The sequence below is a fragment of the Rhodococcus opacus genome, from assembly GCF_012396235.1.
GTDB classification, from domain to species: domain Bacteria; phylum Actinomycetota; class Actinomycetes; order Mycobacteriales; family Mycobacteriaceae; genus Rhodococcus_F; species Rhodococcus_F opacus.
In genome coordinates this window covers 175,460-193,293 of the sequence record NZ_JAAXPA010000014.1, presented here as the reverse complement: position 1 = coordinate 193,293, position 17,834 = coordinate 175,460, and the positions used below count along the sequence as shown (strand labels likewise).

At 68.6% G+C, this 17,834-nt stretch carries 21 protein-coding genes and 1 pseudogene; 14 read left to right on the top strand and 8 right to left on the bottom strand.

The features are described from left to right. Nucleotides 1-169 (bottom strand): annotated as a pseudogene (locus tag HGB39_RS20390) (methylmalonyl-CoA carboxyltransferase); the annotation flags it as partial. 116 nt (nucleotides 170-285) lie between these two features. On the opposite strand from HGB39_RS20390, the gene HGB39_RS20385 reads away from it, so the two are divergent. From HGB39_RS20385 to HGB39_RS20365, 5 genes are read left to right on the top strand one after another with little or no spacing between them, the layout of a single operon-like run. After that, entirely contained in the window at nucleotides 286-1,134 is an 849-nt protein-coding gene (locus tag HGB39_RS20385; RefSeq protein ID WP_043788109.1) for a biotin--[acetyl-CoA-carboxylase] ligase, read from the top strand. A gap of 16 nt (nucleotides 1,135-1,150) precedes the next feature. After that, a complete protein-coding gene (locus tag HGB39_RS20380) occupies nucleotides 1,151-1,708 on the top strand; it encodes an HdeD family acid-resistance protein (RefSeq protein ID WP_005563284.1) in 558 nt (185 codons plus the stop codon). A gap of 15 nt (nucleotides 1,709-1,723) precedes the next feature. Then, nucleotides 1,724-2,281: a PH domain-containing protein gene (locus HGB39_RS20375; RefSeq protein ID WP_005264682.1), complete on the top strand. Its 558-nt coding sequence runs from the start codon at nucleotides 1,724-1,726 to the stop codon at nucleotides 2,279-2,281. Nucleotides 2,282-2,320: 39 nt separating this feature from the next. After that, entirely contained in the window at nucleotides 2,321-3,001 is a 681-nt protein-coding gene (locus tag HGB39_RS20370) for a response regulator transcription factor (RefSeq protein ID WP_025432276.1), read from the top strand. Nucleotides 3,002-3,009: 8 nt separating this feature from the next. Next, nucleotides 3,010-4,344: a sensor histidine kinase gene (locus HGB39_RS20365; RefSeq protein WP_005264680.1), complete on the top strand. Its 1,335-nt coding sequence runs from the start codon at nucleotides 3,010-3,012 to the stop codon at nucleotides 4,342-4,344. Nucleotides 4,345-4,347: 3 nt separating this feature from the next. Here HGB39_RS20365 and HGB39_RS20360 read toward each other — a convergent pair whose 3' ends face one another. After that, a complete protein-coding gene (locus HGB39_RS20360) occupies nucleotides 4,348-4,893 on the bottom strand; it encodes a GtrA family protein (protein WP_043788103.1) in 546 nt (181 codons plus the stop codon). Between the two features lie 130 nt (nucleotides 4,894-5,023). Here HGB39_RS20360 and HGB39_RS20355 point away from each other — a divergent pair, with 130 nt between their 5' ends. Genes HGB39_RS20355 through HGB39_RS20345 form a run of 3 tightly spaced genes read left to right on the top strand, consistent with a single transcriptional unit; the run spans nucleotide 5,024 to nucleotide 7,188 of the window. Beyond that, nucleotides 5,024-6,283: a 5-(carboxyamino)imidazole ribonucleotide synthase gene (locus HGB39_RS20355; RefSeq protein ID WP_005563289.1), complete on the top strand. Its 1,260-nt coding sequence runs from the start codon at nucleotides 5,024-5,026 to the stop codon at nucleotides 6,281-6,283. Then, nucleotides 6,267-6,794, top strand: coding sequence for a 5-(carboxyamino)imidazole ribonucleotide mutase (purE, locus tag HGB39_RS20350; RefSeq protein ID WP_005563291.1), 528 nt, complete (start codon nucleotides 6,267-6,269; stop codon nucleotides 6,792-6,794). The genes HGB39_RS20355 and purE overlap by 17 nt, the downstream gene beginning before the upstream one ends. A gap of 37 nt (nucleotides 6,795-6,831) precedes the next feature. Then, nucleotides 6,832-7,188 (top strand): hypothetical protein, encoded by a 357-nt coding sequence (locus HGB39_RS20345; protein ID WP_052023925.1) that lies wholly within the window; start codon nucleotides 6,832-6,834, stop codon nucleotides 7,186-7,188. Here the strand turns inward: HGB39_RS20345 and HGB39_RS20340 are convergent. Both HGB39_RS20340 and HGB39_RS20335 read right to left on the bottom strand, forming a co-directional pair. Continuing rightward, nucleotides 7,173-7,892: a TIGR03089 family protein gene (locus HGB39_RS20340; protein WP_005563294.1), complete on the bottom strand. Its 720-nt coding sequence runs from the start codon at nucleotides 7,890-7,892 to the stop codon at nucleotides 7,173-7,175. The two genes, HGB39_RS20345 and HGB39_RS20340, sit on opposite strands and share 16 nt — an antisense overlap. A 23-nt stretch (nucleotides 7,893-7,915) precedes the next feature. Next, nucleotides 7,916-9,445: an LCP family protein gene (locus HGB39_RS20335; RefSeq protein WP_438363251.1), complete on the bottom strand. Its 1,530-nt coding sequence runs from the start codon at nucleotides 9,443-9,445 to the stop codon at nucleotides 7,916-7,918. A 68-nt stretch (nucleotides 9,446-9,513) separates the two neighbouring features. Between HGB39_RS20335 and rfbD the strand changes: the two genes are divergently transcribed. The 4 genes from rfbD to HGB39_RS20315 are packed head-to-tail and all read left to right on the top strand — an operon-like array spanning nucleotide 9,514 to nucleotide 13,141. Beyond that, a complete protein-coding gene (rfbD, locus tag HGB39_RS20330) occupies nucleotides 9,514-10,362 on the top strand; it encodes a dTDP-4-dehydrorhamnose reductase (protein ID WP_005563296.1) in 849 nt (282 codons plus the stop codon). 34 nt (nucleotides 10,363-10,396) lie between these two features. Then, nucleotides 10,397-11,296, top strand: coding sequence for a glycosyltransferase family 2 protein (locus tag HGB39_RS20325; protein WP_005240022.1), 900 nt, complete (start codon nucleotides 10,397-10,399; stop codon nucleotides 11,294-11,296). Further along, nucleotides 11,286-12,365, top strand: coding sequence for a mannose-1-phosphate guanylyltransferase ManB (gene manB / locus HGB39_RS20320; RefSeq protein WP_005563297.1), 1,080 nt, complete (start codon nucleotides 11,286-11,288; stop codon nucleotides 12,363-12,365). Before HGB39_RS20325 ends, manB begins: the two co-directional genes overlap by 11 nt. An 11-nt stretch (nucleotides 12,366-12,376) precedes the next feature. Continuing rightward, nucleotides 12,377-13,141, top strand: coding sequence for an SGNH/GDSL hydrolase family protein (locus HGB39_RS20315; RefSeq protein WP_005563298.1), 765 nt, complete (start codon nucleotides 12,377-12,379; stop codon nucleotides 13,139-13,141). Here HGB39_RS20315 and HGB39_RS20310 read toward each other — a convergent pair. Genes HGB39_RS20310 through cofD form a run of 3 tightly spaced genes read right to left on the bottom strand, consistent with a single transcriptional unit; the run spans nucleotide 13,138 to nucleotide 16,047 of the window. Next, nucleotides 13,138-13,686, bottom strand: a complete 549-nt coding sequence (locus HGB39_RS20310) for an NUDIX hydrolase (protein WP_005240029.1) — start codon at nucleotides 13,684-13,686, stop codon at nucleotides 13,138-13,140. The two genes, HGB39_RS20315 and HGB39_RS20310, sit on opposite strands and share 4 nt — an antisense overlap. Nucleotides 13,687-13,696: 10 nt before the next feature. Further along, nucleotides 13,697-15,061 (bottom strand): coenzyme F420-0:L-glutamate ligase, encoded by a 1,365-nt coding sequence (locus tag HGB39_RS20305; protein ID WP_005568167.1) that lies wholly within the window; start codon nucleotides 15,059-15,061, stop codon nucleotides 13,697-13,699. After that, entirely contained in the window at nucleotides 15,058-16,047 is a 990-nt protein-coding gene (gene cofD / locus HGB39_RS38875) for a 2-phospho-L-lactate transferase (RefSeq protein ID WP_005264987.1), read from the bottom strand. Before cofD ends, HGB39_RS20305 begins: the two co-directional genes overlap by 4 nt. A gap of 467 nt (nucleotides 16,048-16,514) precedes the next feature. On the opposite strand from cofD, the gene HGB39_RS20295 reads away from it, so the two are divergent. Then, the gene (locus HGB39_RS20295; RefSeq protein ID WP_166680705.1) at nucleotides 16,515-16,775 is read left to right on the top strand and encodes a WhiB family transcriptional regulator; all 261 of its coding nucleotides are present in this window, start codon (nucleotides 16,515-16,517) and stop codon (nucleotides 16,773-16,775) included. Between the two features lies 1 nt (nucleotide 16,776). Here HGB39_RS20295 and HGB39_RS20290 read toward each other — a convergent pair whose 3' ends face one another. Beyond that, the gene (locus HGB39_RS20290) at nucleotides 16,777-17,268 is read right to left on the bottom strand and encodes a metallopeptidase family protein (protein WP_029539455.1); all 492 of its coding nucleotides are present in this window, start codon (nucleotides 17,266-17,268) and stop codon (nucleotides 16,777-16,779) included. 80 nt (nucleotides 17,269-17,348) lie between these two features. On the opposite strand from HGB39_RS20290, the gene HGB39_RS20285 reads away from it, so the two are divergent. Beyond that, entirely contained in the window at nucleotides 17,349-17,744 is a 396-nt protein-coding gene (locus HGB39_RS20285) for a DUF3499 domain-containing protein (RefSeq protein ID WP_005259770.1), read from the top strand. The last annotated feature ends 90 nt before the right edge of the window (nucleotides 17,745-17,834 follow it).

The window sequence follows — 17,834 nt, the reverse complement described above, 5'->3', positions numbered from 1 at the left end:
CGCGGGCGGTGAGCTTGCCCTTGGCGTGGACCTTCTCGACCGCGGCGTCACCGCTGGGGTGCTGCGCTTCGGCCTGACGATTACGCAGGTCGGCGAGCTTTCCCGCCGTCGTGTGAATATCGGGCGTACTCGCCGACTCCGCCGCGCTCGGCTCCTGAACAGTGGTCATGACAGGTCAGCTTAACGAGAGCCGGCGAACTTCTGCCAAGGGAGGTGGTCACGCGGCGGGTTGCCCGGACCCGGCTACTGACCAGTACCTTTTCCTGCTCGTCCTAGGCTGTGGTGATGTGGACCGACCTGAACCGACCTCCTCTCAACGCCGACAATCTGCGGGCGGCGCTCGTCCGCGGTGACGACGACAGCGACACCCGCAGGTTCTGGGCGCGGCTCGACGTGGTGCAGGAGACCGGGTCCACCAACGCCGATCTCCTCGCGCGGGCCGCGGCGTCGACCTGCGACCGGCACGTGCTGCTCGCCGAATTCCAGGGCAGCGGCCGGGGCCGCCACTCCCGCGCCTGGGTGAGTCCGCCGCAGGCGCAGATCGCGGTCTCCGTGTTGCTGACGATGCCGGGGATGAGCGTCCAGGACATGGGGTGGCTGCCCCTGCTGACCGGTGTGGCCGTCGTCGACGCGCTCCGCGCCGCCGCCAAGGTTCCCGCGGAACTCAAGTGGCCCAACGATGTGCTCATCGACGGCCGCAAGGTCGCCGGCATCCTCGCCGAGGTGTCCGCCACGGCACCGGATCCGGCGGTGGTCGTCGGGATCGGTCTCAACGTGAGCCTCACGAGAGACGAACTGCCCGTCGAGCATGCGACGTCGCTCGTCCTCGAGGGCGCCGAGGTCAGTGACCGCGACACCCTCGTGCGGGCGGTGCTGCGCGCCATCGCCGATCGCTGGCAGCAATGGCACGACTCCGACTGGGACGTCACGGAACTCGCCGAGGCCTACCGTGCCCGCTGCGGCACGCTCGGCCAGCGAGTGCGCGCCGAACTACCCGGCGGGCGTGAACTGATCGGCATCGCGACGGACGTCGACGCGGAGGGCCGGGTCGTGATCGCCCCCGACGGCCAGCCCGGCACGATCGCCGTCGCCGCAGGTGACATCACACATTTACGCCCGGTGCGCACCGAGTAGTGCCACACTGTGGTACATGAGTACCTCGATTCCGGAGTCCTCCGTCACCGCAGCCCGGCGCACGCTGACCGGCCTCACGGTGGTGCTCGGTCTGCTCACCCTGGGTCTCGGCATCGCGGTGCTCGTCTGGCCGCACGTGACGCTCACGGTGCTGGCCGTCCTGATCGCCATCCAGTTCTTCGGCTTCGGGATCGTCCAGATCATCCGGGCGTTCGCCGACGTCGAGGCCGGGGGAGCCGCACGGACCCTCGTGGGCGTATCCGGCGCCCTGGCAATACTTCTGGCGTTCCTCGTGCTGAGGAGCCCCCTCCAGACCGTCGTGATCGTCGCGCTCGTCGTCGGTGCGTGGTGGGTGTTCCGGGGTGTCCTCGAAATCGTGGAAGGCGCCTCGGGTTCGGTCGCGGATCGCGGGCTGACCATCGTGCTCGGCGTGATCAGCGTCGTCGCCGGGGGCTTCGTGCTCCTGCAGCCCGAACTGTCGCTCGAGGTGTTCGTGATCGTGGTCGGAGTGTGGATGGTGCTGTACGGCATCATCATCGTCATCACCCCGATAGTGCTCAGCCGCATGCGGTAGAGGCACACTCTTCGCATGGGATATCCGGAGGACGCCCTCGCCGAGGACGAGGAACTGCTGCTTCACCGTCATCCACACTGGAAGATGCTGCTGCTCCCCGCCGTCACTTTTCTGTTGGCAACGGCCGTGGCGGGTTTCGCGGCGGGCTTCGCCGAGAACAAACTGGACGGCTCCGCGCTGAACATCGTGCTCGTCGTCGTCCTCGCGGTGTGGCTGGGCCTCGTCGTATGGCGCTGTGTCGCGCCGTTTCTCAGCTGGAAATTCACCCACTTCATCGTCACCGATCGTCGAGTCCTCATCCGCCAGGGTGTGATGACGCACACCGGGATCGACATTCCGATGGGGCGCATCAGCAACGTCCAGTTCCGGCACGGCCTCCTGGACCGGATGCTCCGCACCGGAACGCTGGTCATCGTGTCGTCCTCCGACGATCCACTGGAATTCGACGACATCCCCGACGTCCAGCGCGTCCACTCGCTGCTCTATCACCAGGTGTTCGACGCGATGGATCTCCACCGCGAACGGGAGCGAGACGACCCGCGCGGCGACGCCGACACCGGCAAAGGTTGGTAACCGGTCACAGCCGTCCCGGCACCTCCGTACGCTGTGGAGGTGACTGCTGTATTGCTTGCCGAAGATGACGAAGCCATCGCTGCCCCGCTGTCGCGGGCACTGGGCCGGGAGGGATACGACGTCACCATAGAGCAGACCGGCCCGGCAGCGCTGGAGCAGGCGCTCGACGGAGCGTACGACCTGTTGATCCTGGACCTCGGACTCCCCGGGATGGACGGGCTCGAGGTGTGCAGGCAAGTGCGCGCCCACAGTTCGGAACTGGCGGTGCTCATGCTCACCGCGCGCACCGACGAGGTCGACTTCGTCGTCGGGCTCGACGCGGGCGCCGACGACTACGTGGGCAAGCCGTTCCGGTTGGCGGAACTGATGGCGCGGGTGCGCGCCCTGCTGCGCCGCCGCGGCGGCGGCGAGGATTCCGTCGTCGAGGTCGGCGGGATCCGGCTCGAACCGGCGGCCCGGAGGGTGCTCGTGAACGGAACCGAGATCGCCCTCGCCAACAAGGAGTACGAGCTTCTGCGGGTACTGCTCGAACATGCGGGACAGGTGGTGTCCCGCGACACCATCCTCGCGGAGGTGTGGGGCGACGTGGAACTGCGCGGCTCGAAGACACTCGACATGCACATGTCGTGGCTTCGCCGGAAGATCGGTGACGAGGGCCCCGCCGCCGAGCGTCGCATCGCGACGGTTCGCGGCGTCGGTTTCCGCATCAACACCGACTAGGCGGGGTAGTGCGCCGCAGAATTCTCCAGTCGATCCTCGCAGTCGTGATCCTGACGGCGCTGCTGCTCGGTGTGCCGCTCATCTACACGGCGTGGTTGTGGGTCGAAGATTTCAATCGGAGTGATCTTCAGGTCCGGCTCGATCGGATGGCGACGGAGATCATTACCCAGGAGGGCATCAACGGCGTCGTCGAGGGCGATCTCGACACGAACTCGCTGCGTCTGCTGACGCCCGCCGGGGGCCGCCTGGTGGTGGTCTATCCGACCACCGACGACGGCGCCGCGCGGGTGGACATCGGCGAATCGTCCGTGCCGTCGCCTCTCGTGGAATCTCTCGCCATGGGCACGTCCGGTTCGCTCCGCCTCGAGGTGCCGTCCGACGAGATGCGCACCCAGCAACGACAGGCGGTCGGTGCCGTCGCGCTGCTGGTGCTCGTGTCCATCGCCGCAGGCACCGTGGTCGCCTACGTCACGGCGAAGCGGCTCGCCGATCCGCTGCGGGACGTCGCCAACCGGGCGGCCCGGCTCGCGGAGGGTGACTTCCGGCCCGACGTGCGACGTCACGGCATCCCCGAACTCGACCGTGTCTCCGACGTCCTGGACTCCGCGACCGTCGAGATCGCGGGCCGGCTGCAGCGCGAACACGCGCTCGTCGCGGACGTCTCCCATCAGCTCCGCAGCCGCCTCACAGCTGTCCGTCTCCGGCTCGACGAGCTGTCCGTGCACTCGGATCCCGCGGTCGTGGTCGAGGCCGACGAGGCGATGGCGCAGGTGGACCGTCTGACCGTCGCGATCGACGAACTGGTCCGCTCCTCACGCAGCAACGGCACCGAGACCCACGTGTCGGTGATCCGGGAGCTCAGCGTGGTCATCGCGGACTGGAAGCGGCCGTTCGAAGACGCGGACCGCGAGCTGGTGCTGCGCGGAGACACGAACGTGATGGCGTCGACCACCGGTTCCCGGCTCCGCGAGGCCGTCGCGGTGCTCGTCGACAACGCGCTCATGCACGGGGCGGGGACGTGCACCGTCGCGGTGCGCCTGATCCAGGGGCAGAATCTCAGGACGCCCGGCGAGGAGACGTCGCCGCGCGAGACCATGGTGTGCGTCGAGGTGTCGGACGAGGGGGTCGGGGTCAGCAACGACCTCGCGCCACACATCTTCGACCGCGGCTTCTCGGGGGCCGGTTCGACCGGTGTGGGCTTGGCGCTGGCCCGTGCACTCATCGAGGCGGACGGCGGCCGGCTGGAACTGCAGCGTCGCCGTCCGGCCCTGTTCGCGATCTTCGTTCCCCTCGCGCGCGAACACGTGCCGACGCGGGTCACCGGGATCCGGGAACCGCGCTGACGATCAGGAGTGGCCGAACTCTTCCTCGACGGCCTCGTCGGCGAGGTCCGGATCAATGATGTGCACGTTCTCGTCGGGGAAGGCGAACCGGCGGAGTGCCCAGAAACGGAACACCATCTGCAGCAGGTTTCCGATGATGTAGTTGAGCACGAAGTCGACGACCACCAGCGTGGTCAGGTTCTCCTGGCTGGCACGGATGTCGAACACGTTGTTGGCGATCCACAGGGGCGCGGCGGCGAGGAGCACGCCGATCCCGCTGATCGTGAAAAACAGCAGGGCCTCGTGGTGTCGTTCACGCCCACCACGGTTCTTGAACGACCATTCGCGGTTGAGAATGTAACTCAGGACGGTCGCGAGAATTCCCGACAGAACTTTTGCGACTACGGGCTTCTCTTCGAGGATCGTCAGGCTCAGCGAATAGAAGATCGCGAGGTCGAAGATCATGGTGGTGCCGCCCACAATCGCGAACTTGATCAGTTCGTGATGCCGCAACGCGAGAGCCCGAAAAGGCTGGGGAACGCGTGCTAGGACGCCGTCGACAAATGACACAACGGATGAGTTTACGAAAGTCCGACCGAATACCACCAATTGGCGGCGAGATCATCAGGAGAATCACAGAAACTGCGGTCCGGCACCTCGGCGGCGGAACCTCGCGCCGGACGTGACAAACTAGTGACCCGTGACCGGCAACTCTGACTCCACACCGCGTCCCACGACACCCCGCGATCTGACCGCCGGGCAACCCGTCGTGACGATGATCGGTGGCGGCCAACTCGCGCGGATGACCCACCAGGCCGCGATTGCGCTCGGCCAGACCCTGCGGGTGCTCTCCGGCACCGCCGACGAACCCGCGGCGCAGGTGAGCCCCGATGTCGTCCTCGGCAGCCACACCGACCTCGACGCGCTCCGCAGGGCCGCGGTCGGGTCGCACGCGCTGACCTTCGACCACGAGCACGTGCCGACCGAGCATCTCGACATCCTGGTCGCCGAGGGTGTCAACGTGCAACCGCCGCCGACCGCGCTCATCTACGCGCAGGACAAGCTGGCGATGCGCCGCAAGCTCGCGGAACTCGGCGCACCCGTTCCGGCGTACGCCGAGGTGACCTGGGCCGAGGACGTCGTCAAGTTCGGCGCTGAACACGGATGGCCGGTCGTGATCAAGGCCGTCCGCGGCGGATACGACGGTCGCGGCGTGTGGATCACCGACGATTCCGACGAAGCCGAGCGCATCGTCACTCAGCAACTCGACAAGGGTGTCTCCCTCATCGTCGAGGAGAAGGTCGAGATGCGGCGTGAGCTGTCCGCGATGGTGGCGCGGTCGCCGTTCGGGCAGGGCGCCACGTGGCCCGTCGTGGAGACGGTGCAACGCCACGGGCAGTGCGCCGTCGTCCTTGCCCCCGCCCCCGCACTGCCCGACTCGGTCGCCGAGGCTGCCGAGGAACTGGCGCTCCGCATCGCTTCCGAACTCGGTGTGGTCGGCGCGATGGCCGTCGAACTTTTCGAAACCACCGACGGCGCGCTCGTCGTCAACGAACTCGCGATGCGCCCGCACAACTCCGGCCACTGGACCATGGACGGTGCCCGCACCTCCCAGTTCGAGCAGCACCTGCGCGCTGTCCTCGACTACCCGCTCGGCGACACCGCACCGCTCGCGCCGATCACGGTGATGGCGAACGTGCTCGGTGCGCCGACCGCCCCCGAGATGAGCATGGACGAACGCGTCCACCACCTCTTCGCCCGGATGCCCGACGCGAAGATTCACCTGTACGGCAAGGGTGAACGTGAGGACCGGAAGATCGGCCACGTGAACATCGTCGGCGGACCCGGCTCGATCGACGACCCCGAATACGTGGCGCGGGTGCGCGAGCGCGCCGAGCGCGCCGCGCACTGGCTCTCGCACGCTGAATGGACCGACGGATGGGATGTACACGGTGAGTGACACGGCAGCACGGCAGGGCGCACAGGTCGGGCTCATCATGGGCAGCGACTCCGACTGGCCCACCATGGAGGCCGCCGCGGAGGCGCTCGCCGAGTTCGGTGTGCGCTTCGAGGTCGGTGTCGTCTCCGCGCACCGCACACCGCAGCGCATGCTCGACTACGCGAAGGACGCGGCCGGCCGTGGCATCCAGGTGATCATCGCCGGCGCCGGGGGCGCCGCCCACCTACCGGGCATGGTCGCGTCGGCCACCCCACTGCCCGTCATCGGTGTGCCCGTCCCGCTGAAATACCTCGACGGCATGGACTCGCTGCTCTCGATCGTGCAGATGCCCGCAGGCGTCCCCGTCGCGACCGTGTCCATCGGTGGCGCCCGCAACGCCGGTCTGCTCGCCGTCCGCATCCTCGGCGCCTCCGACCCCGCCCTGCAGCAGCAGATGGTCGCGTTCCAGGACGGGCTCGAGAAGATGGTCCTGGACAAGGACAAGGCACTGCGCGACAAGCTGCTGGGCTGAGTATCCTGCGCCCGTGAAACGCAGCCGCGGTGTGCCGATGATCCGCGCGTCGCGGGGGAACCCCCAGTCCGCGGCGATCACACGGCTCGCGTTGGCGTATGCCCGGCTGTGGGGCGCCCGCATCACGTTCGACGCCGAGTTCGGCATCTTCGTGTGCAGCCGGATGCGGGGTGGGTACGCGCGCAGCGGGACGACGATCGGCGGCGCATTTCTCACCGGCCGGGATCCGGCGAGAGCACTCGTGCGACACGAAGCGGTCCACGCCGACCAGTGGGCTGCGTACGGGTGGACCTTCGCGCTGCGGTACCTGTTCGAGGAGTTGCGGCACCGCGGTTCCCGGAACAGGTTCGAGATCGCCGCGGGCCTCGCGGACGGCGGCTACCGGGAGAGCTGACGGGTGATCTTCTCGGTGTCCACGCGCCTCGACCGGGCTGCGTCGTCGGCGTTGGTGACCTGCACGAGTGACGCTCCGGCCGCGAAGACGGCCACCAGACCGTCGATCAGGGCGTCGGGGGAGTCCCACGCCTCTTCGGACAGCACCCGGTCGGTACCGGTGATCCCCTGCGATTCGGCGGAGGCGAGCGCTGCGGCGAGAACGTCGTCGACGCTCTTGCCCGCCAGTGCGGGTCCGGCGACCGTCGGCCGGAACTGGTCGCCGTGGACGCGCACGGACGTGGCGTAGTCGGTGATGCCGACGGGGAGGTCGGGGACGGGCCTGCCGAATGCGTCCAGCGACAGCGCCGCTACCTCGGGTACGTCCTCGACGTCGCCCAGGTGCTGGGCCGAGACGAGTGCGATCTCGGCGTCCGCATCGGCTTCGAGGACGACTTCGGCGCCTGCCCACCATGCGCCGAGCAGAACCGCGGCGGTCTGCCAGTGCGCGGGAAGGAGCACCGCGACGCGGGCGCCGGGCTCGACGCCGAATTCGTCACGCAGCAGGTTGGCGGTCTTGGCCGCCCAGTTGGCGAGGGTGAGGGCCGAGAGTTCGACCCGTTCGCCGGTGGCGTCGTCGTAGAACGTGACGCGGGGTCCGGCCGGGTCGTTCTTCAGGATGGGGTCGAGCAGGGCGTCGGTCAGCGTGCGGGACGCATGGTTCATGGACACGATCCGTCTCTCGTTTTCTAGTTCACACAACGCGGGCCCGACGAGCCGGCATCGATGGGCGGGCCGGGCGGTGCCGGGGTGGGTGTCGTCCCGGCTGTGGACGCGGGCTCGAGGCCTGTCTCCGACGACTCGGATGACGTGGTGGTGCTGGTTGTCTCGGCGGACGTCGGGCCCTGGTAGTCACTCGACAGCACCACCCGCACCGAGCCTTCGGGCAGTGTCGCGTCGGTGTCGGTGGGGAGTCCGCCGAGTGCTGCGGCGACCGCCTTGGCGCTGTCGTCGTCCGCGGAGTGCGCGAAGACGGTGGTCTCGCTCACCGACGCGCCCGTGTAGTTGCCGACCTCACCCTGGCCGTAGCCGAGCGACGTCAGGGCGTCGGCGACGCCGTTCGCGAGGCCCCCGACGTCGCTGGCATTCGCGACGTCGACGGTGACGGTCGAGGCGTCGATCTTCGGGGTCTCGGACGTGGTGGGGTCTTCCGAGTCGGTGGGTTCCTCGCCGACGAGACCGGCCACGTACTTCTTCACGTCCTTCGGCTTGACCTCGACGATGGACTCGCCGTAGTCGGTCATGCCGTTGAGATCCGCGACCGGAATCGTCTCGAACTGCACCTTGCCGCCGGCGAGGTCCTGCAGTTGGGTGGCGAATTCGATGATGTCCCAGTCGTCGTCGAGCACGACCGAGCGTTGCACGGCGCCGCTGAGTTCGTTCAGTTTGCCCGGGTCGCTGAGAGTCTTCGCGGACAGCACCTTGCCGACGAGCGAGGCCATGAACACCTGCTGACGCACGATGCGGTCGAGGTCGCCGCGCGGGAGGTCGTGGCGCTGACGCACGAAGCTCAGTGCGTCCGCCCCCTTCAGGGTCTGCTCACCGGCGGGGAAGTGCGCGCCGGACATGTCCTCGTCCACCGGTTCGTTGAGGCAGACGTCGACGCCGCCGACGGCGTTGGTGAGGAGGACGAATCCGAGCAGTCCGACCTCGGCGTAGTGGTCGACGGTGATCCCGGTGAGATCGGCCACCGATTGGATGAGCGCCTCACGGCCGGCCTTCGTCGACTCCTCCTCGGCTTCCTTGTCGGTGGCTCCGTCCTCGACGAGTCGGAGCCGCTCGGTCTCCTTGGTTGCGCCGTACGCGGCGTTGATCTTCGACATGCCGATGCCCGGCACGTCGACGTAGGAGTCGCGGGGGATCGAGATGGCGGTGGCGGAGCTTCCGTCGTTGGGAACGCGGATGAGGACGATGGTGTCGGTGTTGGACGCCACTTCTTCGCCGGCCCGCAGCGAGTCGAGTTCGTCCTGGGACAGGGGGTTGCCGTGGGCGTCGGTGCGGCTGTCGGTTCCGACCATGAGGATGTCGACGGCGCCGTCGGCGCTTCCGCCGAGTCCCAGACCGCCCGCGGTTGCCAGATTGTTGCGCAGCGAGTCGATGCTCCGCCAGGCGAATCCCGTCACGACGAGGGCGAGCACCGACAGCACCGCCACAGCGATGTGAATCGGCCGCCGAGCCGTGCTCGGGGGTGCGTCTGGTGCGGGTTGCTCGTGTGACACGGAAACCAGGCTACTGGTCGACGCGCCGGGAGCAGGGAGGCGTCGATCGGCGTGCCAGACTGACCCCCGTGACGAACATCCTTGTGACCGGCGCCCGGGGACAGCTGGGCGGGCACCTTCTTCGGCGAGCCGAGGCGACCGGAATCCCGGCCCGGGGTGTGGGGTCGGACGAGCTCGACATCACCGACGCCGACGCGGTGAATGCGCAGGTCGAGGGTGGATCGGTGGTGATCAACTGTGCCGCGTACACGGCGGTCGACGCTGCGGAGTCGGATGAGGACACCGCCTTGGCGGTGAACGAGCTGGGGCCTGCCAACCTGGCGGCGGCGTGCGCCCGGGTGGGTGCCCGGCTGATCCACGTCTCCACCGACTACGTCTTTGCCGGGCAGGGGGACACGCCGTACGAGGTGGACGCCCCGACCGGTCCGGCGACTGCCTACGGACGCACCAAGCTCGCCGGCGAACGCGCCGTCCACGCAGCGCTTCCGTCCGCCCATGTCGTGCGCACCGCATGGGTCTACACCGGGGTCGGCTCCGACTTCGTCTCCACCATGCTCCGGCTCGAGCGCGAACGTGACACGGTCGACGTCGTGGACGATCAGGTGGGCTCGCCCACATTCGCCGGTGACCTGGCCGGCGCGCTGCTCGAACTCGCCGGTCGCAGCGACGTCGACGCGCCGGTGCTGCACGCCACCAATTCGGGCCGGGCGAGTTGGTTCGACCTCGCGCGCGCCGTGTTCGAGGAAGCAGGCGCGGACCCGCAGCGAGTGCGGCCGTGCACGAGTGCCCAGTTCGTGCGGCCCGCCCCTCGACCGGCGTTCTCGGTGCTGTCCGGTCGCGCCTGGGCCGACGCCGGGCTGACCCCGTTGCGGCCGTGGCGAGACGCGTTGCATGCCGCCCTGCATGCAGCGGTGTGAGGCGGACCCTCTCTCAACGGCTACGCTTGCCCGCGTGAGTTCGAAGCTGGCCGTGGTGACGGTGACCTTTTCGCCAGGTGAGCATCTGGAGCAATTCCTGGGCACTCTCGCCGAGGCGACGAAAGAAGATCCGCAGGTCGTGATGGCCGACAACGGATCGACGGACGGCGCCCCCGAGGCCGCGGACGCGGCGCACGACCACGTGCGCCTGCTGCGCACCGGCGGGAACATCGGCTACGGCGGTGCCATCAACAGGGCTGTGGCGGAGATCGACGACGAGATCGAATTCGTCGTCATCGCCAATCCGGATGTTCGCTGGGCGCCCGGATCGATCGACGTTCTTCTCGCGGCCGCCGAGCGCTGGCCGCGAGCGGGGGCGCTCGGACCTCTCGTTCTGGAACCCGACGGGAGCATCTACCCGTCGGCGCGCCAGGTGCCCGACCTCGTGTCGGGGGCAGGGCACGCGATTCTGGGCACCGTGTGGCCGTCCAACCCGTGGACTGCCGGCTACCGCCAGGAGAACGAGACGGTCAGCGAGCGGTCGGTCGGATGGTTGTCCGGTTCGTGCCTGCTGATGCGGCGAGCGGCGTTCGACTCGATCAACGGCTTCGATTCCCGCTACTTCATGTACATGGAGGACGTCGACCTCGGCGACCGTCTGGGCAAGGCCGGGTGGCTCAACGTGTACGTGCCCTCCGCCGAGGTCACCCACGCAAAGGGGCACGCCGCGGGCAAGCATCCGGAACTGATGCTGCCCGCTCACCATCAGAGCGCGTACCGGTTCCAGGCCGATCGTCATCCCCACTGGTGGCAGGCGCCGCTGCGGTGGGCACTTCGGGGAGGATTGGCAGTGCGGTCGAAGATCGCCGTGGCTGCCGCAGTCCGGGAACGACGCACGAACCAGAACGAGGGGGGAACGACTCATGGCAATTGAGAAGGCGACCGATGCAGTGGTGCTGGTCGGCGGTAAGGGAACGAGGCTTCGCCCGCTGACGTTGTCGGCGCCCAAGCCCATGCTGCCCACGGCGGGTCTGCCGTTCCTCCAGCATCTGCTCGCACGGATCGGCGCGGCCGGGATCAAGCACGTGGTCCTCGGCACATCCTTCAAGGCGGAGGTCTTCGAGGAGTACTTCGGCGACGGCTCGAAGCTGGGACTCGAGATCGACTACGTCACCGAGACCGAGCCGCTCGGCACCGGTGGCGGCATCCGCAACGTTCTGCCGAAGCTGCGTGGTGACCACGCCATGGTCTTCAACGGCGACGTCCTCGGCGGCACCGACCTGGGCGCGATCCTCGACACCCACCGGAACCGGGACGCCGACGTCACCCTGCACCTCGTGCGGGTGGGGGATCCGCGGGCGTTCGGCTGCGTGCCGACCGACGCGGACGGCCGGGTGACCGCGTTCCTCGAGAAGACGCAGGACCCGCCGACCGACCAGATCAACGCCGGCTGTTACGTCTTCAAGCGCGAGATCATCGAACGGATCCCCGAGGGACGCGCGGTGTCGGTGGAGCGCGAGGTGTTCCCGTCGCTGCTGGCCGAGGACGCCCGCGTCTACGGACACGTCGACTCCTCGTACTGGCGCGATATGGGCACCCCCGAGGACTTCGTGCGCGGTTCCGCGGACCTGGTGCGCGGCATCGCACCGTCACCTGCGCTCGACGGGCCCCGCGGCGAATCGCTCGTCCACCCGGGCGCGGGTGTCGCCCCGGGTGCACTACTGATCGGCGGAACCGTCGTCGGTCGCGGCGCCGAGGTGGGTGCGGGCGCACGACTCGACGGCGCGGTGCTGTTCGACGGCGCCGTGGTCGAGGCCGGAGCGACCGTCGAACGGTCCATCATCGGTTTCGGCGCACGCATCGGGCCGCGGGCTCTGGTGCGTGACGCGGTGATCGGTGACGGAGCCGACATCGGCGCCCGATGCGAACTCCTGCGCGGCGCCCGGGTGTGGCCGGGCGTGACGTTGCCCGACGGCGGGGTCCGGTTCAGCACGGACGTGTGATAGGTGAAGTGATGCACGACTTCACGCGCTACGTGGCGCTCGGCGACTCCTTCACGGAGGGGGTCGGCGACCCGGACCCGAGGCATCCCAACGGATTACGCGGCTGGGCCGATCGGGTGGCCGAGCAACTCGCGGCGCGGTCGGCACATTTCGGCTACGCCAACCTCGCGATCCGGGGCAGGCTGCTCGGCCCGATCGTGGACGAGCAGGTCGACGCCGCGGTGGCACTCGAACCCGATCTGGTGACGGTCTACGCCGGCGGCAACGACCTGATGCGGCCCAAACTCGACATCGACGCGATGGTCGCGCAGTACGACACCGGCATCGCGAAGCTCGCGGCCACCGGCGCGCGGGTGCTGATGTTCACGGCGTACGACGCCGGTTGGTCGCCGGTGTTCGGGAAACTTCGTGGGCGCCTGGCGATCTACAACGAACTCGTGCGCGAGGTGGCCGATCGGCACGGCGCGGCGCTCGTCGACTTCTGGCGGTTCGACGAATACGACGATGCGCGGATGTGGGACTGGGACCGGCTGCACATGTCCGTCGCCGGTCACGAGAACATGGCCCTGCGGGTGCTGGAGGTTCTCGGCACCCCGCACGACATCGCGCCGCCCGATCTCGGTCCGGCGCCCGCTCTGGCGAAATCGGAGCAGCGCCGAGCGGATCTGCTGTGGACCAAGGACTTTCTCGTTCCGTGGATCGGCCGACGTGTCCGTGGCACGTCCTCGGGTGACGGGATCGCGGCGAAGCGCCCGACGCTGGAACCGCTCCGCTAGCGCAGTCCGGCCAGGTGCACGAGCTGGTCGATCGTGGACTTCTCCGCGTTCGGCGGCAGTGCGTCCACCGGCCACCAGCGGAGATCCGTGGATTCGGAGCTGCGCACGATGTGGGCGTCGGGACGCGCGCGGACGAGGAACCGGAGATCCAGGTGCCGGGTGGGTTGTCCGAGTGAGCACGTGATCGGGTGGGTGTGCGCCGACAGCAGGTCGGGATCGATGCGGAGGTCGGGAATTCCCGATTCCTCGCACGCCTCCCGCAGCGCGGCGTCGACGACGGTCTCGTCGGAAGGCTCGCAGTGACCGCCCAATTGGATCCACCGGCCGACCCGGGGATGCAGGGTCAGAAGCACGTGACATCCTCCCTCGTCCAGGACGAGGGACGACGCCGTGATGTGTCCGGGTGCGTGCTCACGCAGGCACCCGAGCGGCGCCGACGCGAGGAACGCGAGCATGGTGTGGCGCAACGATTCGTCGTTCTCGTCGAGCGTTTTCCAGCCCTCGAGCGCGGCGGTCGCGGTGCGGTGTAGTGATTCGGCGCTCATTGCGCGTGGGTCATCTCTCGATCAGGGCGTCGCCGGGGTCGGCGGCGTGTCGGGGGGTGAGTGGTTCGAGGGGGTGGCCGACGGCGACCGCTCCGAGGGGTTGCCAGTCGGCGGGGAGGTCGAGGGTGCTGCGGACGATGTCGGCGGCGAAGATCGTCGACCCGATCCAGCAGCTGCCGATTCCCTTGGTGGCCAACGACACCAGCAGCCCCTGCACCGCGGCGCCGACCGCGACGGTGAACATCGTCGTCTCCGCCGCCTGCCGGCGCTTGTCGGGGTAGGTGTGGGCGCCGTCGGGGACGCAGAACGGGATGATCACCTCCGGTGCGTCGAACAAAATGTTGCCGCGGGCCACCCGCGCCGCCACCGCGTCCGCGCTCATCCCGTCGGATGTCAGGTCGGTGCGCCATTGCTCCCGCATCCGGGTCAGCAGGGCGTCTCGGACGGTGCGGGTGCGGACCCACACGAACCGGACCGGGCGGGTGTGGTGCGGTGCGGGCGCGGTCAGGGCGTCCGCGATCGACGCCCGCACCGCATCCGGATCGACCGGGTCGGTCGAGAACTGGCGGACCGAGCGGCGCAGCAGCAACGCCTCGGCCCGGCCCAGCTCGACCGATTCGGCGGTGCCGAGCCAGAACAGGTCCTCGGCGCCACGCCGGATCAGATCCTGTGCCCGCGAACCGTCGTCGGCCAGATCCAGACCACGCACGACCGCGACCGGTACCCCGCCGAGTTTGCCCTTCACGAGATCGCCCGCCGCGGCGATCTCGTCGGCGACCGCCACCTCCGTCACCACCAGTTCGTTGCCCTGACTGTCGCGGGACCCGGCGTACCCGTGCAACACCGGCAGCCCGGCCGCGCCGATCGCGGCGTCGATCTGGCCGTTGCGCCACGCCCGGCCCATGGTGTCGGTGACCACCACCGCCACCCGCACCCCGAGCGCCACCTCGATCGCGTCGCGCAGGGTGCGGGCGCTGGCATCGGGATCCTCCGGCAGCAACGCCAGTTCGGAGCCCGCCACGTTCGAGCCGTCGATGCCCGAGGCGGCCTGCACGATCCCGAGCCGGTTCTCGGTGATCAGGGTCCGGCCCTTGCGGGCCACGATCCGGACCGCTTCCTGCTCGACCAGCCGCCGCCGGGCGGCATCGCGTTCCTCCGGGTCGGTCGGCGAGGACACGATCCGGCCCTCGACCTTCGAGAACACCTTGCTGGTGACCACCAGCACGTCCCCTTCGGCGAGCCACGGCGCGGCCGCAACGATCGCCGCCGCCAGGTCGTCGCCGGGCCGGAACTCGGGCAGACCGATCACCGGGCGGATCTCGAGCGCACCGCCCGGGGCGTGATCGAGCCGGGCGGAACCGGTGGCGTCGCTCACAGCGCCACCCCCGCCACGTCCAGCGCCGCCCGCACCATCGCGGCGGTGGCGTCGGGGTCGGACATGATCAGCGGCACCCGGGCCACCTCCACCCCGGGAACCTCGGCGGTGTCGGTGTCGTGGACAAGCCAGCCGTCGAGGATCCCGGTCCCGCTCCGGGCCCCGTACCAGCGGCCGATCGCCTCCGCGGAGGTGTCGACGCCGATCACGTCGAGGCATTCGTCGGCCATGCCGCGCAACGGTTTTCCGCCGACGATCGGCGAGATCCCGACCACCTTCGCCGCGGTGGTGCGCAACGCACCGCGGATCCCCGGCACCGCCAGGATCGCCCCCACACTGACCACGGGATTCGACGGTGCCAGCAGCACGATGTCGGCCGTCTCGATCGCCTCGAGCACCCCCGGCGCCGGGGCGGCCTGCTCGGCGCCGATGTGCGCGAAGCTGTGCGTCGGGACCTGGGCGCGGTACCGCACCCACCACTCCTGGAAGTGGATCGCCCGCTGCTCCCCGTCCTCGGGATCGGTGATCACGACGTGAGTTTCACTACGATCGTCGGTCACCGGCAGCAGCGTCACACCCGGCTGCCACCGGTTGCACAACGCCTCGGTCACCGCCGACAACGGATACCCCGTCCGCAGCATCTGCGTGCGGATCAGGTGCGTGGCGATGTCCCGGTCACCGAGCCCGAACCAATCCGGTTTCGCACCATAGGCGGCGAGTTCGGCCTTGGCGTTCCAGGTTTCACCGGCATGCCCCCACCCACGCTCGGTGTCGATGCCGTCGCCGAGGGTGTACATGCAGGTGTCCAGGTCCGGGCAGATCCGTAGTCCGTGCATCCACACGTCGTCGCCGACATTGACGACAGCGGTGATGGAATGGCCGGAATCGGCGCCCGCACGACCGGGCGCATCGGCCCCGAGCAACCTCCGCACACCTTGCAGGAACCGGGCCCCGCCCACCCCGCCAACCAATACAGTCACGTTCACGGTGCAAGCCTAGGCGGTGGCCGACCGCCTCCTGTGAGCTGCTTCCCCGAAGCGAATCGAGAGCGCGAAATAGTAATCGACTTTCGACGGTTAGCTTGACCGCGACACGCTGGGCGTGTCTAATCACAAATATGTCATTCCGACGTTGTGGGCGTGGAATCACTTGCAGCGGGGATCAATTCGAACGGTTGTTCGAACGGGTGGCAGGGGTGTTCGGTTCGGGGTACATGATCGATCGAAATTTTCTGCGCTATCACAGGTGAGGAGGCGGAACGATGCCCAATGAGCAGATCGAGTCGGAGACTCGCTGGAGCACAGTAAGCGACGAACCGCAGACCAATTCCGAAGCAGGCGCAGCGGACGGCGTCTGTGTTCAAGAAGTCTGTGTGCAAGAAGGCAGTGTGAAAGAAATTCCTGTGCCGGAACTCGTCGCACAGGAAGTCGAGACGACGGGCCCCCGCCCGGCGTTGAGTCTGGTGACCGGTTTCGACGAACTGTTCGAGACCATCGAGGACCAGTGGCAGGAACGCGCGCTCTGTGCGCAGACCGACCCGGAGGCCTTCTTCCCTGAAAAGGGAGGCTCCACCAGGGAAGCGAAGCGCATCTGCCTGGGCTGCGAGGTGCGGGACGAGTGCCTCGACTACGCACTGGCCAATGACGAGCGGTTCGGTATCTGGGGTGGCCTGTCGGAGCGTGAGCGCCGGCGCCTGAAGCGGGGGATCGTCTAGTTCAGTCTTCGTCGCCCGGCAGATCCGGGTCGATGACCTCGGGTTCGACTCCGAGGTAAGTACTCACCTGCTGTACGAGCACGTCGTGCACCAGGTCGGTGAGGTCGTCCGGGTCCTTGGCGCGCTGTTCGAGCGGTCGTCGGAACAGGACGACTCGCGCCCGCGTCGTGGATCCGTGCCGGTCGATGCCGGCCGGGATCAGTCGGGACAGTGGCACGGGCCCGTCCGCCACGACCTCGGCGGGCCAGTTGACCGAATCCGGGTCGAGCGCATGAATCTTCGGGACCTCGTCGACAGCGATGTCCAGCTTCGTCAGGCGTTCGCGCCAGCGCGCGTCGATCGGCGCGAATGCCTCGAGCACCACCAGATCGAACTTCTCTGCGCGGCTCCGTCGTGCCGGCGCGTCCGGAGGGAAGACGGACCCGCGGATTCCCCGTCCCCGTCGGTCGACGGATCGGGTGGTCACGGGACGCCTGCGTCGTGCTCTGGACATGGTGTGGACATTACGACAGCCGCACACTCTCGGTGTGTCCGAGTAGGTGTCGGGCCCTCGTGGGGCTAGGCTTCCTAGCTGTGAGATCTCTGCGTCGATGCTGCCGCCCCGGGTGCAAGAACCCCGCTGTCGCGACGCTCACGTACGTCTACTCCGACTCCACCGCCGTCGTCGGCCCGCTTGCCACGGTCGACGAGCCGCACTCGTGGGATCTGTGCGAAACGCACGCGTCGAGGATCACCGCACCCAAGGGCTGGGAACTGGTTCGGTACGAGGGTGGGTTCTCGTCGAGCACCCCGGACGAGGACGACCTGACCGCGCTGGCGGAGGCCGTGCGGGAGGCGGGCCTCGGCGATCGCGGGCGGTCCGAACGGGCCCTGTCCACCGAGGATCGCGCGGAGACCGGCACCCAGCCCAGCCCGGCGCGCACCGGTCGTCGCGGCCACCTGCGGGTACTTCCCGACCCTTCCAACTGACGTCCAGCCTGTTTCCGGGCCTGCGGTCCGCGGCGTGCCGTGTCCGCGACGGGCAGGCATTAGGCTTGCGCCAGCACTGGTGCTCGTAAA

Excerpts from the sequence above, each read along its gene's own strand:
- HGB39_RS20315 (WP_005563298.1), top strand. The coding sequence starts at position 12,377 with ATGCACGACTTCACGCGCTACGTGGCGCTCGGCGACTCCTTCACGGAG.
- manB (WP_005563297.1), top strand. The coding sequence starts at position 11,286 with ATGGCAATTGAGAAGGCGACCGATGCAGTGGTGCTGGTCGGCGGTAAG.
- HGB39_RS20345 (WP_052023925.1), top strand. The coding sequence starts at position 6,832 with ATGATCCGCGCGTCGCGGGGGAACCCCCAGTCCGCGGCGATCACACGG.
- HGB39_RS20385 (WP_043788109.1), top strand. The coding sequence starts at position 286 with ATGTGGACCGACCTGAACCGACCTCCTCTCAACGCCGACAATCTGCGG.
- HGB39_RS20290 (WP_029539455.1), bottom strand. The coding sequence starts at position 17,268 with ATGTCCAGAGCACGACGCAGGCGTCCCGTGACCACCCGATCCGTCGAC.
- HGB39_RS20380 (WP_005563284.1), top strand. The coding sequence starts at position 1,151 with ATGAGTACCTCGATTCCGGAGTCCTCCGTCACCGCAGCCCGGCGCACG.
- purE (WP_005563291.1), top strand. The coding sequence starts at position 6,267 with ATGTACACGGTGAGTGACACGGCAGCACGGCAGGGCGCACAGGTCGGG.
- HGB39_RS20340 (WP_005563294.1), bottom strand. The coding sequence starts at position 7,892 with ATGAACCATGCGTCCCGCACGCTGACCGACGCCCTGCTCGACCCCATC.
- HGB39_RS20375 (WP_005264682.1), top strand. The coding sequence starts at position 1,724 with ATGGGATATCCGGAGGACGCCCTCGCCGAGGACGAGGAACTGCTGCTT.
- HGB39_RS20310 (WP_005240029.1), bottom strand. The coding sequence starts at position 13,686 with ATGAGCGCCGAATCACTACACCGCACCGCGACCGCCGCGCTCGAGGGC.